Annotated in this window: 13 protein-coding genes and 1 pseudogene; 12 read left to right on the forward strand and 2 right to left on the reverse strand. The window is 64.6% G+C overall.

The window, feature by feature from the left end; all coding sequences use genetic code 11:
- The first annotated feature begins 4 nt into the window (after positions 1–4).
- From ABQU90_RS04940 to ABQU90_RS04985, 10 genes are all read left to right on the forward strand, one after another.
- The gene (locus ABQU90_RS04940) at positions 5–1,117 is read left to right on the forward strand and encodes a DegT/DnrJ/EryC1/StrS family aminotransferase (RefSeq protein WP_323522148.1); all 1,113 of its coding nucleotides are present in this window, start codon (positions 5–7) and stop codon (positions 1,115–1,117) included.
- Positions 1,114–2,367, forward strand: coding sequence for an O-antigen translocase (locus ABQU90_RS04945; RefSeq protein WP_323522149.1), 1,254 nt, complete (start codon positions 1,114–1,116; stop codon positions 2,365–2,367). The genes ABQU90_RS04940 and ABQU90_RS04945 overlap by 4 nt, the downstream gene beginning before the upstream one ends.
- On the forward strand, positions 2,364–3,302 hold the full coding sequence (locus ABQU90_RS04950; protein ID WP_323522150.1) for a glycosyltransferase family 2 protein: 939 nt from the start codon (positions 2,364–2,366) through the stop codon (positions 3,300–3,302). The genes ABQU90_RS04945 and ABQU90_RS04950 overlap by 4 nt, the downstream gene beginning before the upstream one ends.
- Before the next feature lie 20 nt (positions 3,303–3,322).
- Positions 3,323–4,444, forward strand: coding sequence for a hypothetical protein (locus ABQU90_RS04955; protein ID WP_323522151.1), 1,122 nt, complete (start codon positions 3,323–3,325; stop codon positions 4,442–4,444).
- A gap of 39 nt (positions 4,445–4,483) precedes the next feature.
- Complete coding sequence (locus ABQU90_RS04960; protein ID WP_323522152.1) at positions 4,484–5,326, forward strand: Wzz/FepE/Etk N-terminal domain-containing protein; 843 nt, start codon at positions 4,484–4,486, stop codon at positions 5,324–5,326.
- 428 nt (positions 5,327–5,754) lie between these two features.
- Positions 5,755–6,597, forward strand: a complete 843-nt coding sequence (locus ABQU90_RS04965) for a class I SAM-dependent methyltransferase (RefSeq protein WP_323522153.1) — start codon at positions 5,755–5,757, stop codon at positions 6,595–6,597.
- A 12-nt stretch (positions 6,598–6,609) separates the two neighbouring features.
- The gene (locus tag ABQU90_RS04970) at positions 6,610–7,827 is read left to right on the forward strand and encodes an amidohydrolase family protein (protein WP_323522154.1); all 1,218 of its coding nucleotides are present in this window, start codon (positions 6,610–6,612) and stop codon (positions 7,825–7,827) included.
- On the forward strand, positions 7,824–8,522 hold the full coding sequence (locus tag ABQU90_RS04975; protein ID WP_323522155.1) for a class I SAM-dependent methyltransferase: 699 nt from the start codon (positions 7,824–7,826) through the stop codon (positions 8,520–8,522). Before ABQU90_RS04970 ends, ABQU90_RS04975 begins: the two co-directional genes overlap by 4 nt.
- 127 nt (positions 8,523–8,649) lie before the next feature.
- On the forward strand, positions 8,650–9,780 hold the full coding sequence (locus tag ABQU90_RS04980) for a glycosyltransferase family 4 protein (protein WP_323522156.1): 1,131 nt from the start codon (positions 8,650–8,652) through the stop codon (positions 9,778–9,780).
- Positions 9,777–10,898, forward strand: coding sequence for a glycosyltransferase family 4 protein (locus ABQU90_RS04985; protein ID WP_323522157.1), 1,122 nt, complete (start codon positions 9,777–9,779; stop codon positions 10,896–10,898). The genes ABQU90_RS04980 and ABQU90_RS04985 overlap by 4 nt, the downstream gene beginning before the upstream one ends.
- Before the next feature lie 365 nt (positions 10,899–11,263).
- Here ABQU90_RS04985 and ABQU90_RS04990 read toward each other — a convergent pair whose 3' ends face one another.
- Positions 11,264–12,478 (reverse strand): nucleotidyltransferase family protein, encoded by a 1,215-nt coding sequence (locus ABQU90_RS04990; RefSeq protein ID WP_323522158.1) that lies wholly within the window; start codon positions 12,476–12,478, stop codon positions 11,264–11,266.
- A 161-nt stretch (positions 12,479–12,639) separates the two neighbouring features.
- Positions 12,640–14,194 (reverse strand): annotated as a pseudogene (locus tag ABQU90_RS04995) (B12-binding domain-containing radical SAM protein).
- Between the two features lie 156 nt (positions 14,195–14,350).
- Between ABQU90_RS04995 and ABQU90_RS05000 the strand changes: the two are divergent.
- Together ABQU90_RS05000 and ABQU90_RS05005 are read left to right on the forward strand one after the other, a co-directional pair.
- Positions 14,351–15,421: a phosphoenolpyruvate carboxykinase (ATP) gene (locus ABQU90_RS05000; RefSeq protein ID WP_323522159.1), complete on the forward strand. Its 1,071-nt coding sequence runs from the start codon at positions 14,351–14,353 to the stop codon at positions 15,419–15,421.
- Between the two features lie 78 nt (positions 15,422–15,499).
- Entirely contained in the window at positions 15,500–17,227 is a 1,728-nt protein-coding gene (locus ABQU90_RS05005; RefSeq protein WP_323522160.1) for an ATP-binding cassette domain-containing protein, read from the forward strand.
- The last annotated feature ends 26 nt before the right edge of the window (positions 17,228–17,253 follow it).

The following is a 17,253-nucleotide window of genomic DNA, read 5'->3' on the forward strand; positions in this document are numbered from 1 at the left end:
CTTGATGGATGTGCCGTTCCTGGATCTGCGCGCGGTCAACGCACGCTACGCGGATGAACTCAAAGCCGCTGCCGCGCGGGTGATCGATGCTGGCTGGTATGTGCTCGGCCAGGAGCTGGCTGCGTTCGAAGAGGAGTTCGCCAGTTACTGCGGCGCGGCGCATGCGGTCGGGGTGGGTAATGGGCTGGACGCGTTGTCGCTGATCCTGCGCGGCTACCGCGAACTGGGCGTGCTACGCGAGGGCGATGAGATCATCGTGCCAGCCAATACCTTCATCGCGACGTTTCTGGCGATCAGCCAGAACCATCTGGTGCTGGTGCCGGTGGAGCCGGACCCGGTCACCTTCAATATGGACACGGCCAGTGTGGAAAAGGCGATCGGGCCACGCACCCGCGCCATCATGGCGGTGCACCTGTACGGTCAGCTGGCCGACATGGCGGCGCTGCAGACGCTGGCGCATCGCTACGGATTACTGCTGATCGAAGACGCTGCGCAAGCGCATGGTGCAACGGTGCAGGGCAAGCGCGCAGGTGCTTTCGGCGATGCAGCCGCGTTCAGTTTCTTTCCGACGAAAAATCTTGGTGCGCTGGGCGATGGCGGCGCAGTCGTGACTTCCGATACGCGATTGGCCGAGCGCATCCGCGCGCTACGCAATTACGGCTCGGAGGTGAAGTACCACCATCTCTACCAGGGTGTGAACTCGCGCTTGGACGAGCTGCAGGCCGCCTTGCTGCGCGTCAAGTTGGGCTATCTGGACGAAGAGATCGCGCTGCGGCGCGCAGTGGCGCGGCGTTACCTGCAAGGTATCGACAACCCCTTGATCGTCTTGCCGACAGTGGTCTCCGACGAACAGCATGTCTGGCATCTATTCGTGGTGCGCAGCCCACAGCGCGATGCCTTGCAGGCGCATCTGTTGCGCCATGGCATCCACACCCAGATTCATTACCCGGTGCCGCCGCATCGGCAGCCGGCCTACGTAACGCTCGGTGATGCCTGTTTGCCGGTGAGTGAGCGCCTGCACGCCGAAGTGCTGAGTCTGCCGATGGGCCCCGCGCTGGATACAGCGTCGGTGGAACGCGTGATCGCCGCCTGCCAATCGTTCGGCACCGGCGCATGAATCTGGTGCGCAGCAGCGCCTACACCGGCGTCGCGACGCTGGCGAAGTTGCTCGCTGCGCTGGTGGTGGTCAAGTTGGTGGCCGTCTACGCCGGGCCGCAGGGCGTGGGGCGACTCGGCCAGTTTCTCAATGTGATGTCGGTGCTGGCGGTGTTGGCGGGTGGTGGCATCAGCGCCGGTATCGTCAAATACGTCGCCGAGTACCGCGACGACCCGCCGGCGCAGGCGCGCTTGCTCAGCGCGGCGTTGTGGTACGCGTTCTGTGCGTCTTGCGTGCTCGCGGCGCTGGCGGTGGCGTTCAGCGGGTTGCTTGCCGAGCGGCTGTTGGGCGATGCCAGCTACCAACCGCTGATTTGCGTGCTGGCAGTCGCGCAGTTGGGCATCGCGCTGGTCAATTACATTCTCGCAGTGATCAACGGGTTCATGGATGTGCGCCGCCTGGCCATCGTGCAGGTGAGCGGCGCAGTAATCAGCGTTGCGCTGGTTACATGGCTGTCCAGCATGGCGCAGCTGCAGGGTGCATTGCTCGCACTGGTGCTGGGGCAGGTGGTGTGGCTGTTGGCGGGGGTGCCGGCGCTGCGGTGCAGCCCATATTTTCGGCGCGAGATGTTGCGCCCACGCTTCGATGCGGTGATGACACGCAGGCTGGCGGCCTTTTCGGTGATGACGCTTACCTCCACCTTGGTGCCGCAGCTGGTGATCATTCTGGTGCGCGATCATCTTGTTGCCCGGTTCGGGTGGGAGCAGGTGGGCTACTGGCAGGCAGTGAGCCGGGTGTCGGATGCCTACCTGCTGTTTTTCACTACCGCCATCAATGTGTATTACCTGCCCAAGCTGGCCTCGCTGCATGCGCGTGCCGCATTGGGGCGCGAGCTGCGCGCTGCGTATCGTTACGTCATGCCGGCGGTGATCGCGATGGCGTTGGGTGTGTATGTCTGCCGCGATTGGGTGACCTGGCTGTTATTCGACCCGCAGTTTGATGCGGCCAGAGCGCTGTACGGCCCGCAGCTGGTGGGCGATGTGGTCAAGATCGCCGCCTTCGTGTTGTCGTATGTGATGTTGGCCAAGGCCATGACGCGCTTGTTCGTGGTGTCCGAATGCGTGTTTGCCGCCAGCTATCTGGGGTTGGTGTACCTGTTTACCGGGTACTTCGGGCTGATCGGTGCGATGTACGCCTTTGTCGCCAACTACGTGCTGTATCTGCTGTTCAATATCGTGGTGGTACGGCGCTATCTGGTGCAGCCGGCATGAACGACTGCACGCAGCCGGCAGGGCGCGCGCGCGGGCCGTTGGTGTCGGTGCTGATCCCCGCGTTCAACCATGAGCGTTTCGTGCAGCGTTGCCTGGACAGCGTGTTGGAGGACCCGTACCCGTGCAAGGAGATCGTCATCATCGACGATGGCTCCAGCGATGCCACCGGCGAAAAGATCGCCCAGTGGATCGCCGCTCACGGGCATCGGCTGCCGGTGCAGTTCGTGCAGCGCGCGAATCGCGGTGTGACAGCGACGCTGAATGAGGCTGCGCGATGTGCGCGGGGTGACTATCTGCGCATCGTTGCAAGTGACGACTATCTGATTCGAGACGGTCTCGGCAGGCAGGTCGCTTATCTTGAGGAAAATTTCCGTAAATCCGCTGTCATTGGCGATGCGATCGTTGTCGATGCGGAGGGCAGGCAATTGCACCAAAGTGCGATGCGTGACCTTCACTTGGCTAACAAGAAATTGTACGGATCCGATGCAGGGATCCGTCGAGCTGTTATCAGCGAATGGGCGGTGAGTGGCGCCGTCATGATGCTCAGGCGTAGCGCTTTCGATAAAGGGATGACGTGGGATGAGACGCTCAGGATCGAGGATTGGGATTTCTTTCTTCGATTGGTTGCCGGCGATCATCTAGGGTTTATTGACGTTGCCGTGTGTGCATATCGGTTGCATGAGACCAATGTGAGTAAGACGCGAGATGTCGAGAGGCGATTGGAAAATCTGAGTGAGTTTGCAAGGGTTGCAGCGCGCAGCTGTGACCTATTCACGGGTGTCGAGTCGTGGATGCTGCGTGCCAAGTTGAGTTTGATACACGCAAAGATCTCTTTTCTGAGAAGAAGATACCCCTCCGTCCTTTGGCACCTCGCGGCACATTCGGTCAGGAATTTCATTGCTCTGTGCAGTTCGAAGACAGGGGTGTTGGGGTGACCATCACGGTTGGATCGTTGATGCGGAGGCCTTACACGTACTTGGCTATCCCCATCGTCATCAGCTGTTTCATCACAGCTGTCACTTACGAACTTCCACGTGGATACTCGCAAGGACTCGTCTGGCTACTTGCGGCGGCGATTGGCGTGTTCGTTCTGGACTTGGTGGTTGGAACCAAGTTACCGAGCTTCGAACGTTTCCGTCGCCATCGCTACGCCGGAACCCGCGATGCGTTTCTGGCGATGACGCTGGCAACCGTGGTCACGGTGTTTTGCATTGTCGATGTGGTGGTGTTTCCGATTCCCTTATTCAGCGATCCATCGTCGTATGCCACCTTGAGCCCGTTGCGTTCGCACGTGCGACATATCTCCAACATGTGCTGGATCCTGCCGCCGATTGCGTTGCTCTGCGTACGCCATCGCGGCTTGCGCGCGGCAATGGTGACGTTTGGATTTGTGTTCCCGATCATGGTGATCGACCGCAATCGGATCTTTGCCGGTCTGTTCTCGTTCGTGCTGGTGATGGTGTTGCGGCGGGACCCGGCGCGCACGTTGCCGTGGAAGACCATCGGTGTGCTGGTGCTGGCAGGTGGCGGCGTGTTCTCGGTGCTCGGTGCCTTGCGCTCCGGCTCGCTGGCGACCGTGGCATTGCCGTTCAGCGCGTTCTACCGTGCCATGCCGCAGGGCGTGCAGTGGCTGCTGCTGTACATCAGTGCCGGGCCGTACAACTTTGGCGCCATCCTGGCCAAGGGCTACGAAAACGCCAGTTTTCTGATCAACCAGCTGGTGCCGTTCAGTGGTTCGATTGCCACCGCCGATACCAGCATTCCACTGGATGCGCCCAACATCAATGTGGGCACGGAGTTCTTTCCGTTTCTGATGGCCTGGGGCGCGCCGGGGGCGTTGCTGGCGCTGTTGGCGTTGTATGCCGGCCTGGTGTGGAGCGTCCGCCGCCTCAATGGCTCGCTGTCGATTTTCCACGTGCTGATTTTCTTGCGTATCGCCTACGCCTGCCTGATGTCGCCATTCGCGCCTCAGGCGTTCACCTGGACCAACTTTGGTTTCATTGCGCTGTGTTTGGTGCTGCACGCCTGCACCGTGTTGTTGCCCACCCGCCATGCAGTACCCCCATCTGTCGCGTAAGCGCGGCAACCCACTGTCACGTATCAGAGCCTGCGTACCATGAATCAACACGACGAAATCTATCTGATCGATCTGTGGCGCATCCTGCGGCGCGAATGGCGTTGGGCGCTGGCTGCGTTGGTGCTGGTGCTAGGCATGACGTTCGTCTTCCTGCGCGTGGCAAAGCCGCAGTGGGACGCCACCGCGTGGATCCAGGTGGGCGAGATCGGCCCCACGCCTGCCGGCCGCGACCCCAAGGTCGAGCCGTTCCAGCGGGTGATCGATCGCATGAAGACGCGGCTGTTTCAGGACGCTGTCCTGCACCAGGCCGGGGTGCCGCTCAAGAGCCGTGCCGCGCAGCTGTATCGCGGTAGCCTGAAGCCGGATCCGGACCCATATGCCAATCTCATCGGTGTGACCATTCGTGCCGAGTCGGTGCAGCAGGCGCGCACGTTGGCGATGGCCACCGTTGCTGCATTGCAGAGCTTGCATGGCGACACCAATACCGCTGCGCTCGCGCTGGCGCGTACTCGCCTGCAGGGGCTTGACGAGGATCTGCGCGTTGCCATGCTCAATCGTGAGCAGCTGCAACAGCAACTGCAAGCCGGCACCGCAGCAAGTCCGGCGCAGGTGCTGGCCGGAGTGTTGCTGACCGACAACACCGCCACCATCCGCGCGATCAAGAGCGAGCGCGACGATCTGATCGCGCGGCTGACCGCGCGTTACACCTATCAAACCTCGCTTGCGTGGCCGTTGTATGTGCCCGAGCAGCGGGCGTTTCCGAATGCGGTGATGGTCTGGGCGGTCGGTCTGCTCGGTGGAGCGGGCTTGGGCGTGCTTGTGGCGGTGGTGCGCAATGCCTGGCGTCGCCGCCGTGCTGAAGGCGCCGGTGCCATCGCTTAAGAGCTGACAAACGCGACTGCGCGCACCGGCATGCGGGCGCAGCCGCATGCCGGTGCGGCATGGACCATGCGTTCGCTCCGGCGTTGGGTGCGCCGTGCAGACTAATCCCAAAGTTCTATTAGCCGCTCCATGACAAGCGCTCGCCGCCGTCCACTGCGCGTGCGTCAGAAGTGGCGGGCCGATCCTTGACAGCGCCGTTGGCACGCGCATGCGCGGCACGTCGTGATTGATACGCGCAGCGCTGCCAGCGGGGTTTTGTCACCGCTGGATCTGTCTCTCGTCCATCCAGGCACTGCTCGTGCGCGCGGTCGGACTGCAACCAAACCGACTAGTGCTGGCACTCACGGGTCTATCAAGCGATACCGCGTTGGCGGTACCGCGTCTGGAGAGTGTCGTGAAATCAGCAGGACGGGTGGGGGAGGCGATGCATGTCAGTGGTCAGTGAGCATGCCGCGCGCGGCGGGACGGTCGCGCCGGAGCAGTTGCTGGAGACGCAGCGCGCGTTCGACAGCGTCGCCCCCGATTACGACGGTCCGCGCGGCAACAACGCGCTGATCCAGCGCATGCGCACCACGCTGTGGGACACCGTGGCTGCCGAGTTGCCGGTCGGCTCGCGCTTGGTGGATCTGGGCTGCGGTACCGGTCTGGATGCGGGCGAGTTCGCGCGCCGTGGCTACAACGTGCTGGCCACCGATTGGTCGCCGGCCATGATCGAGCGCACCCGCCACCGCGCGGTGACGCAGGGTCTGGAGGAGCGTCTGGCGGCCGCGCATGTAGGCATCCAACAGCTCGACCAGCTCGAGGGCACCTTCGACGGCATGTATTCCAACTTCGGTCCGCTCAACTGCGCGCCGGATCTGCCGGCGGTGGCCGCCGAATGCGCGCGTCTGCTGCGTGCCGACGGTTGCCTGGTGTTTTCGGTGATCGGGCGCATCTGCCCCTGGGAAATCGGCCATTACGCCTTGCGCAGGCGCTTCAAGCGTGCGGCGGTGCGTGCGGCCAAGGGTGCAACCGCGGTGGGCATGAACGGCCACACCATCTGGACCTGGTACCACCTGCCGCTCGAGTTCTATCGCGCGTTCGAAAAGCACTTCGTGCTGGACAGCTACCGTGCCCTGAGCCTGTTCCTGCCGCCGCCGTATCTGGTGGAGTTTTGTGATCGCCATCCGCGCCTCTCAGAGCGCCTGGGTCGGCTGGACGACCGTTTCGGTGGGTTGCCGCTGTTGCGCGACATGGGCGATCACTTCCTGATCGTGATGCGCAAGCGCTGAGTGGAGATGCCGATGTCCATGGCCGATGTCTGTCTGCAGGGCGCGCGATCGATCACGCTCGCGGGCCCGTCGCGCGCAGCGGTGAACCTGCGCGCGGGCCGCTTTGGTGGCACGCTGGGCACCGGGACCTTGCGTCTGGATCTGCAGGGGCATGTGCTGGCGCCGGGCCTGATCAACGCGCACGAGCACTTGCAGGTGAACTGTGTGCCGCCGCTGCCGCAGGGTGCGCCGTTCGCCAACAGCTACGCATGGATCGAAGCGTTTCAGGCGCACTTTCAACATCCGGAAGTGGCTGCGGCATTGCGCGTGCCCAAAGCGGTGCGCTTGCGCCATGGCGGCCTGAAGAATCTGCTCGCCGGCGTGACCTGCGTGGCGCAGCACGACCCCTGGCATGCCACGCTGGATGAGGTCGATTTTCCGGTCAGCGTGCTGCACGAATTCGGTTGGAGTTATGCATTGGGTTGGACCGGCTACGGTCCGCCGGTGCAGGGCAGCTTTGCGGCAACGCCGGCGGCGCACCCGTGGATGATCCATCTGGCCGAAGGCACCGACGCAGTGGCGCGTGCCGAACTCGACGATCTGGATAGGCTCGGTTGCCTGGCGTCCAACACGGTGCTGATCCACGGCGTGGGCATGGGCGAGCAGGATATCGAGCGGGTAATCGCGCGTGGCGCGGCGGTGGTGTGGTGCCCGTCGAGCAATCTGGCGCTGCTGGGGCGCACGCTCGATCCATGGCAGTTGTGCAAGGCCGGGCGGCTGGCGCTGGGCAGCGATTCGCGCGTCAGTGGCGCGCGCGATCTGCTCGAAGAACTGCGCATTGCCGCCCGCAGCGGGCTGGCGCCGGACCTGCTTTTGGGCCTGGCGACCGAGCAATCGGCACGCATTCTGCGCATGCCAACACGTGGACGCATCGCGCCTGGCGCTGCTGCAGATCTGGTGATCGTGCGCGACCGCGACGGCGAACCCGCCAGCAGCGTGATCGGCTGCGAACGCAGCGAGTTGCGTGCGGTGATTCGCGATGGCAAACCGCGCATCGCCGATCCGGATTTTGCGTCGTGGTTCGACGCCGCCGGCATCCAGACCATTCCGGTGGTGCTGGATGGACGCCCCAAGTTGCTGGACGCCACATTGGCCGACCCGGCAGTACTAGCGCTCGAACCCGGCCTGCAACGGGTGCAGGACCTCCAGCAAGCGTCGAGCGCAATGGCAGCGATGGGCGTCGCGTCGTGAGCGCGGTTCCGGTACTCGAGCCTGACGCGGCGTATGCGTTGTGGGCCCAGGCGTATCCGCCGCACGCGCACAACCCGGTGATGCAGGCCGAAGAGCGCGCAATGCTTGGCTTGATGCCCGCTACCTTGCAGAACCAGCATGTCGTGGATGCCGGCTGCGGCAGCGGCCGCTACATGCTGCATGCGTTACGCCGTGGCGCACGCCATGTCACTGGTGTCGATCTGTCGCCGCAGATGCTCGCGCGCGCCCAAACCGAACTGTCGCAGCATTGGCCAGCTGCGCGGGTGCAGCTGCAGCAGGGCAGTCTGGACCAGTTGCCGCTTGCCGATGCGGTTGCCGACCTCAGTGTGTGCGGCCTGGTGGTCGGGCACCTGCAGCGGCTGTGGCCGGCGCTGGAAGAATTGCATCGCGTCACCCGCATCGGCGGCATCGTGTTGTGCAGCGACGTGCATCCGATCGGCCATGCATTGGGTTGGCGCCGCGATTTCAAGGCCGATGGCCAGCACTATGCGGTGCGCCACACCCAGCATCTGTACAGCCATTGGCATTCGGCATGCGTGGCCTTGGGCTTCGCGATCGAAGCGGTCGCCGAGCCGATGCTGGACCCGGCCGATATCCCCGCTGGCGCACGCTTCGACCAGGCGGCGCTGCAGGTACCGGTGGCGCTGGTGCTGCGGCTGCGGCGTCTCGCGTGAGCGTCGCGCTGGCGCTGTCCCACCGCAATACGCGCGGCATAGGCCCTCAGCAGGATCTGCTGTGGTGCTGCGTGGAGGGCGGCGATGTTCACTCCGCACAGCGCGCCAGCCCATCGGCAATCGCACCGTGACACGACATGTCGCACAGCTCAATCTGGTGCCGACGCCCGCTGGCCTTAGCGCCGACCAGGTGTTTGCGCAATGGCCTTCGCTTGCCGACATCGCCGAGGCGGTGGCCAGCGCAGATGTACGCGTTTCGGTGATCCAGGCCTCTGCGTTGAATGTGCGCATCGCACGGCAGGGTGTGGACTATCGCTTTGTCGATCTTGGCTTACGCGGAAGCGCCGCGCGTGCAACCACGTTGTCGGCGCTCTTGCGCGAAATCGACGCTGACGTGATCCATGTGCATGGCCTGGAATTCGCCGGTGATGCGCGCAGGCTTGCGCGCCTGCTGCCGCATATCCCGATCTTGCTGCAGGATCATGCCAATCGCCCGCCGCGGTGGTGGAGCAGGGCGGTGTGGCGGGCTCGCTATCGTGCCGCTGCCGGCATCGCGTTTACCTCGCTGGACATGGCACAGCCGTTTCTGCGCGCGCGTCTGTTTCAACGCCGCACGCAGCTGTTTGCGATTCCCGAATCCAGCAGCCGCTTTATGCCGGGCGATCGCCTGCTGGCACGCGAGCACACGCAACTGCATGGCGACCCATGTGTGCTATGGGTGGGCCATCTGAGCGCAGCCAAGGACCCGCTGTGCGTGCTCGATGCGGTTGCCTTGGCGGCGCGCCTGTTGCCCGGTCTGCGGCTATGGTGCGTGTTCGACCAGGCGCCCTTGCTGGAACAGGTGCAGCAGCGGCTGCGCGACGATGCGCGTCTGGCGGGGTGCGTGCAGCTGTTGGGCAAGGTCGAGCATGCGCGCGTGCAGACGCTGTTGCAGGCGAGCGATGTCTTCGTGTCCGCCAGCCATGCCGAGAGTTGCGGCTATGCCGCGCTGGAAGCCTATGCCTGCGGCGCCCTGCCGTTATTGACCGATATTCCGGCATTCCGCGCTCTCAGCGATGACGGCGCGGTCGGCGAACTCTGGCCGGTGGGCGACGCCAGTGCATTGTCGGAGTTGTTGTTGCGCGTAGCGCGGCAGCGGCCCAGCCGTGCGCAGGTGCGGGCGCACTTCGATGCGCGGCTGTCGTTCGCGGCAGTGGGGCAGCGCTGGGCGCAGGCGTATGCGAGCCTGCTGAAATCACTGCGAGCGCACACGCGATGAAGTTGGCGCTGGTGGTACCGGGCGGGGTGGATCGCAGCGGCGATGTGCGTGTGATTCCGGTGTTTCTGACCTTGATCGAATGGCTGGCACGCAGCCACGAAGTGCACGTGTTCGTGCTGCATCAGGAGCCCTTGCCCGATACCTGGATGCTGCGCGGCGCCAAGGTGCACAACATCGGCGCGCGACGCACGCGCCTGCGTGCCATCGGCGCCATTGTCGAAGAACATCGGCGTGCGCCGTTTGCGGTGATCCAGGCAATCTTTTCCGGCTATTGCAGCCTGATCGCGGTGAGTGCGGCAAGGCTGCTGCGACGTCCGAGCGTGGTGCATATCGCCGGCGGTGAGCTGGTCGCGCTGGATGCCATCGGTTATGGCGGCCGGCGGCGGTGGCGCGGACGCCTGCGCGAAGCAGTGATCCTGCGCTTGGCCGATCGTGTTACCGCTGCCAGCGCGCCGATCATCGATTCGTTGCAAGCGCTCGGTATCGGCGCGCAACGCGTGCCGTTAGGGGTGGATCTGCGTGCCTGGCAGCCCGTCCCACCGCGCCCGCGCGAAGGCGCGGTTGCCCGTTTGCTGCACGTGGCCAGCCTCAATCCGGTCAAGGACCAGAGCACCTTGCTGCGCGCGATGGCCGCACTCAAACGGGCCGGTGTGGCTTTTACGCTGGACATGGTCGGTGTCGACACGCTGGACGGTGCCATGCAGCACCTGGTGCAGCAGCTGGGCCTGCAGGAGCAGGTGCGTTTTCTGGGTTTCAAAACCCAGCGCGAGTTGCGCCCGATCATGCTGGCAGCCGATCTGCTGGTGATGTCGTCCCTGCACGAAGCCGGGCCGATGGTGCTGCTGGAAGCGGGCGTGGCCGGTGTTCCGACCGTCGGTACGGCCGTCGGGCACTTAGTGGAATGGGCGCCGATCGCAGCGCTGGCGGTGCCGCCGGGCGATTGGGCGGGGATGGCCGAGGCGATCCGGCAGGTGCTCGGCGATGACGAGCTGCGTCTGCGTCTGGCATGGGCGGCGCAGTGCCGCGCGTTGCGCGAAGACGCGGCCATGACCACGCGTCTGTTCGAGCAGATCTACCGTCAGTTATGCGAGCGCCGGCCGCTGGGCCCAACAAACTAGAGCGACCCTCAAACCTCCTGCGCAGCTACTAGGCGGGAAAAGCTGGTACTCGGTGCGGCATGTGGCACGCGGACACGGCGGTGTTGCGCGCGCCGCCCATATCCACCTAGCGACTGCTCGCCACGTTGTTTTGATCGCGCTTGAGGGCGCGATTCAACGACACATGGTGCGCAGCCAGTACGCACGCTGTAGTCCAGCGGCCATGTAGCGTGGCTAAGCACGAAGCATCCACTGATCGCTGTTTTGGTAAGCCAATTTGAACGCGGCAATCAACGCAGCATGCAAAGTCGGAGTGTCGGCGCATGTTCCGCGCCAACGCAGACATCAGACGCCAGCACCGCATTCCATAGGACACCAACGCAGCCTTACGCAGGCTGCAGATATCCATCGAGCGCGGCACGCACCACATACAGCATGTCGGTGCGCGGGACAGGCCGGGTCAGCCTAGTCATCAGACGACGTGCCTGGGTCTGGCGCACCCACGGCTGGCCTTGCAGCCACAACTGCGTCTGCAACATGTCGGCCCGCTCCTTGCGGCTCTCTGCCGACGGCACCACGCGTTGACGCAGATACTGGCGCGCCTCCCGCAGCGAACCCGACCACTCGATGCCGGGTAGTGCAGACAACCACAGGTTCGAGCACGAGGCGGTGGTGAGCGTTTGCCGCGCGGCGCGCATGCGCAGCAGTCGCGGACACTGCGCATGCAGGCGCGCCATCACCGTCGCTGGCACCACTGCGCGGTAGTAGCGCTGCAACAACAACAGTGGAGGCAGTGCCCACCATGGCGAGATCGCCGGGTCTTCCCACAGCTCCTGCCAATCGCGTGGCCCCATGCGTGTGGCCAACAGTGCCAGATCGTGCAGATGCATCAGCCGGATGCTGCGATGGCAGATGCCGCCAGCGGCATGCAGCAGCAGGTGACACATCAAGGCGCCGATGGAGGGGTACGAGTTCAGTCCCGGCTGCGCGCGCTCCGGCCAGACCAGCGCGGTGATGTCCACGCTACGCACCGGCAGGCGTTCCTGGATGCGCGTATGCAGCTCGATGTTGATCGGTGCGTCGCGGTGCTCGCCCAGGCCCGCAACGGCATCGCCGTGCAGCGGTTTGAACACCTGGTGCTTCCATTGTTCGAACGACGCCACATAGCCAAGTTCGCACAGCAGCGCTGCCGCCGCAGCCGCGTCCTCTGGTTGCACCAGCAAGTCGATGTCGGCCATCGGACGATCGCCGGGCAGATACACGCCAAGCCGATGCAAGGCGCTGCCCTTCAGTCCCACCAGCGCAATGCCGGCGCTGCGTGCAGCCGCGTCGATCTGCGTCAGCAGCAGCGCGATACGCCGATGCCGGTCTTCGACATGGCTGCGCTGCTCGCTCAGGAAGGCCGTCCATTCGGCGTTCTGCCACAACGAGCGCCGCTGCAGCAACGGCGACACGCCATGCGCCGCCGCAGCCGCCGCGGCCAGCTGCCACTGCAGCCGGTCCCACTGCGGCGCGTTGTCGCCAGGCTGCGCCAGCTCGTGCGCCAGCTGCTCGGTGGCAGTGTGCAGGCCATGTCTGATGGTGCGAAGCGAAGGCTGCATGCAGGTGATCCGGAAAGTCGAACAGGTTGGCGAACGGGATAGCGATGCTGATTGTGAGTGGTGTTGCTGGCAGGGCGTAACGCTATTGCAGCAGTGCTGCAATGGGGCTTCCGCGCATACCACATGATGATGATCGGGCGGCCGCTTGCTGCCGTGTTTGATCAGCCCACCAGCAGCGTTTCCAGCTGGCGTGGCTGCCGCGTCGCCAGGGTGGCAAGCGGCTCGGTACGGTGGAGATGTTCCGATGCGATCAGTGCGGCCCAACGCGCTTCCAGTTGCTCTGACGCTTGCGAAAGGGCGTCGGTCGTCATCGTTGCGCGTGCCTGTTGCAGGTCGACCTGGGTATGCAGCAGATTGCGCACGCTGCGGTAGAACTCCGAGTCGTAGGCACCATGGAACATCATGGCCAGGTCGTCGCTGTCCTGCCAATGCGTCTTGCCGCCCAACTGGTTCTTCACTTCTTCATAGAACTTGGTGCCGGGCAGGGGATAAGACACGCTGACGCCGATGATGTCCGGGTTGGCCTGTGTCACCAGTGCGCGCGTGGCCAGAATGTCCTCGAGCTCTTCGCCCAGATATCCCAACTGGATGAAGAAGCCCACGCGGATGCCATGTGCGCCCAGCCGTTCGCGTGCTGCGATCACCTCGGCCACCTGTGTGCCCTTGGTCATCTTGTCGAGGATGCGCTGGCTGCCGCTTTCCGCGCCGATCCAGGCCTCCGCGCAACCGGCACGCGCTAGGGCGGCAGCCATGCGTTCGCTGGCCAGATCGGCACGGGTCTGGATGGTGAAGGGAATCGCGCCGTCGTCCTCGCTCAAACGCTGCGCAAACGTCTCGACCCAATCGATATGGAAGCCGAAGATATCGTCGGCCATCCACAGGTGGTCGGGCTGGAAGTTGCGTTTGAGATGGATCATCTCTGCGGCCACATCTTCGGCGCCGCGGCGTTTGTAATGGTTGCCCCAGATCGGTTTGGCGCACCAGTTGCAACGGAACGGGCAGCCACGCGAGGCCGCCATGTTCAAGCTGAAATAGCCATGCCGTTGCTGCCAGAACTTCCGATAGCGCGGCATGTCGACCAGGTCCCAGGCAGGCAGCCCGCTCAGACGCGCATCCGGTGGCTGTGCACCGGGATGTGCGCGGACTGCTGCAGGGTCGCTGGTGGCAATGCGTGCAACGCCGGCCAGCCAGGCCTGGTCATCGATCTGCGGATTGGCCTCGACGCGTTCGATCAGTTCGATCAACGGCGCGATGCCTTCACCGATCAAGGTCGCATGTGCGCCGGCGGCCAGAAACACGTCCGGGTTGTCGGAGGCATCCGAGCCCGCCACCAGCACCCGGCAACCGGCGGCGCGCGCCTGCCCGATCATGTGGCAGGCGGCCTCGCGCATCCGGCTCAGGCACATCTTGGTCAGAAAGTTGAAGTTGTCTTCGTAGAACACCACCAGGTCCGGCTGCGCCTCGTGCAGCGCGCCGGCATAGTCCTCCACGTCGTCGGCCAGCATGGCGTCGAACAGGCTCAGCGCATGCCCACGCTCGCGCAGCAATGCGGCAATCTGCAGGGTGGCCAACGGCGGATACGGCTTGCCGCGCTCCCATTGTTTTGGGTCGTAACGCAAGAAATACGAATGACTGACCTGGATCTTTAGCATCTGCACAAGGCTCTCGTTCTGTCGCCAGATGACGCGCAGCGGTGGCGTGCGCAGACACCGGCATTCGGCTCGGCAGTAGGTGCGCACGCAGGCGCCTTTGGTTGCGCTGTTGCGATGCGTCGCAGCGTCGATGGAAGGCGGCGGTACATCGCATTCGACGATGCAACCTTTCTTTGGCGAATCAGCACACACCGGCTGATCGATGCAATGGATGACAGGCATGCCGCAGTCGGCTGCGTTGGCGCAACACACGCCGGTGAGCGAACGCGCATGCGTGGTTCCGCCGAACACTTTTGCACCGGACACTCTCGCGGCAGACCCGTTCGGCGAGCAGCGTGCGCGTCGTTTCAGCGTACAGCGACAGATTCTCGGCGCGCTCTTCCACTTTCACAGCGATAGCGAAGCCTTGCTGGCGTTGGTCGATGCCGCCTACGCAGGCCTGCCGGCGCACTGCTTGCCTGCCGCGCCGCAGTTTCATCTCACCCTGGATCTGGTGCCACGCGCGCCGGCCGCCATGGTCGATACGCCGCCGCCGGTGCGCACGCATGCGGTTGGTGGGCTGGTGTGCGGCGTCATGGATGCCTGCAATTACCTGATGCTCTCGGTGCCGGAGCGCCGCGCGATGCTGGTGGTATCCGAAGACATGCTGGCGCATGCCTATCACGTGCGCTATGAACTCATCGAATTTGCGGTGTTCCTGCTTGCCGCGCGTGGCATCGGGCTGGTGCCCTTGCATGGTGCCTGCGTGGGCCGGCACGGTCGCTGTGTGCTGTTGCTTGGCGCCAGCGGTGCGGGCAAATCCACGCTGGCGCTGCACGGTCTGCTGCATGGCCTGGAGTTCATCGCCGAAGATGGCGTGTTCGTGGCGCCGGAGAGTCTGCTGACCACCGGGGTTGCCAACTTTCTGCATCTGCGGCCTGAATCGCTCGGCCTGCTCGATGCGCACACGCGCGCATGGATCGGCGCAGCGCCCACCATTCGTCGCCGCAGCGGTGTGGAAAAGTACGAGGTCGATATTCGCCACGGTCATGCCACCCTTGCGCCAACGCCGTTGCAGCTAAGCGCGGTATTGATGCTGTCCAGCCAGTCTGCCGATGGCTCCGCACCGGGCCTGGTGCCGGTACCGGTCACGCAGATTGCCGAATCCCTGGCGCGCGATCAGCCGTACGCTGCCGGTCAGCCCGGCTGGCAGCGGTTTGTCGCGCAGGTGCAGCGCGTCGGGATGTTTACCCTGCGTCGCGGCGCGCATCCGCACGCCTCGGTCGAGGCAGTGCTGCGGGTGTTGCGATGACGGCCTGCACGATCGAAAGCGCGTGCAATGCGCTGGATGGCACGCGCCGAGCGGCACGGCATGCCCGCGGCGGCGCCGATGCATAAGCCCGCACACGGCGGCCGGAATCAAGCAGCGCTACGCAGCTTCATCGACACGCTGGTGCCCGCCGACCTGCCGGCTGTCGGGTTGTACGTCGCGCTGTCTCTGGCGGCCGCGTGCGTGGGCAGCATCGTCGCAGTGTGTCTGGTGCCGCTGGTGCAACCCGGTCACAGCGTGCAGTTGGCTGGCTACCAACTCGCATTGCCGGGTGGCCTGCCGACGCAGGCGAGCCTGTTCGTGGTGGTGAGCTTGTTGTTCGCCACGCTGCGTTGGTGCGGGGCGCGCCTGGCCGCACGCCTGACCAGCCGCTATGCAGTGGGCCTGCGTCGGCGCGTGCATGCCGCCTTGATCGATGCGCCGTTGCCGGCACTGGCTGGCGCCAGCTCGGCCGAGATCGCCAACGTGCTCACCTACAACATCGAGATCGCAACGCAAGGCTTCAGCGCCGTGCTGCAGTTGCTGGTGGCGGGCATCACTGCAGTGGTCAGCGTGTGCATCGCGGTGTTGATCGCACCTGCGTTGCTGTTTGCCACGCCGTTATTGTTGGTGCTGGCCTGGCTGGGTGTGCGGCTGTCCAGCAGCGATGCGCAGGCACGCATCAGTCGCGACTATGTGGCCGACATGACGCAGCTGTTCTGGTTGAGCGAAGATTTTCCGCGTCGCCTGCGCCATGTGCGCTCGTTCCAGCGCGAAGAGGTCGAAGCACAGCACTACGAACGCATTTCAACGCGGTTGGGGCAGGGCTACGCGCAGCAACAGGAACTGGTGGCCAGCAGTCGGTTGGTCCTGGAACTCACCGCTGTAGCCGCAATTGCCGGCATCCTGGTGCTGGCCAATCTATGGCAAGGCGCCGACCGCGCCGCGCTGATCACCGTCAGTCTGCTGCTTGGCCGCTTGCTGCCGTATCTGGTAACGACGCGGCAGAGCGTGCAGCAGTTCCGTTCTGCGTGGCCAGCGCTGCAGTTATGGCGGCGCCATGTGGATCTGGGTGCACCGCGCATGCAGGCATCGGCCGATGCAGCGCAGCCGCTGCCGGCCGCGTTACATGTCGAGCGCATCGAATTGGCTGCGCCGCTGCCTGCGCTGGATATCGGCCCGCTGTTGCTGGTGCCCGGCGAGATGACCTTGATCGTCGGCCCTTCCGGCGTCGGCAAGAGCAGCTTGATGGATGTGCTCTCCGGGCAGGCGCCGCCCGTAGCGTTCGATGCGCATATGGGCGGGCGTCGGCTGGATTTCGCCGCTTACGGGCAACTGATCCGGCACAGCGCCTACATCGGCCAGGGCGTGCGGCCCTGGCAGCGCAGCGTGCGCGATTGCCTGGAGTGGGCGTTGCCGGGCACCACCGAGACCCGCATGTGGCAGGTCCTGGCCGAGGTCGGTTTGCACGCGCGGTTGCAGCGCGACGGCCACGGCTTGCTCACCGCGATCAATGGCCCGGAAAGCCGCCTGTCCGGTGGCGAGTTGCAACGTCTGCTGTTGGCGCAGGTGTTGCTGCGCGCGCCGACCCTGGCGGTGCTGGACGAGGCGACCAGCGCACTCGACGCGCAGGCCGAACATCAGCTGCTGTGCACGCTGCGACAGCGTCTGCCGCATACCGTGCTGGTGGTGGTTTCGCATCGCACCAGCCTGGCCTCGGTGGCCGACCGCACCGTCGCACTTGGACAGACACCGGGTTTGCAGCCGCAGGGTAAGAGCGCGGCCTTGGTGAAACGCCACGGCGCATGACGTGAGCCGCGTGCATCGCCGAGCTG

The organism is Xanthomonas sp. WHRI 10207 (assembly GCF_040202975.1).
In the GTDB taxonomy this organism is placed as follows: Bacteria; Pseudomonadota; Gammaproteobacteria; order Xanthomonadales; family Xanthomonadaceae; genus Xanthomonas.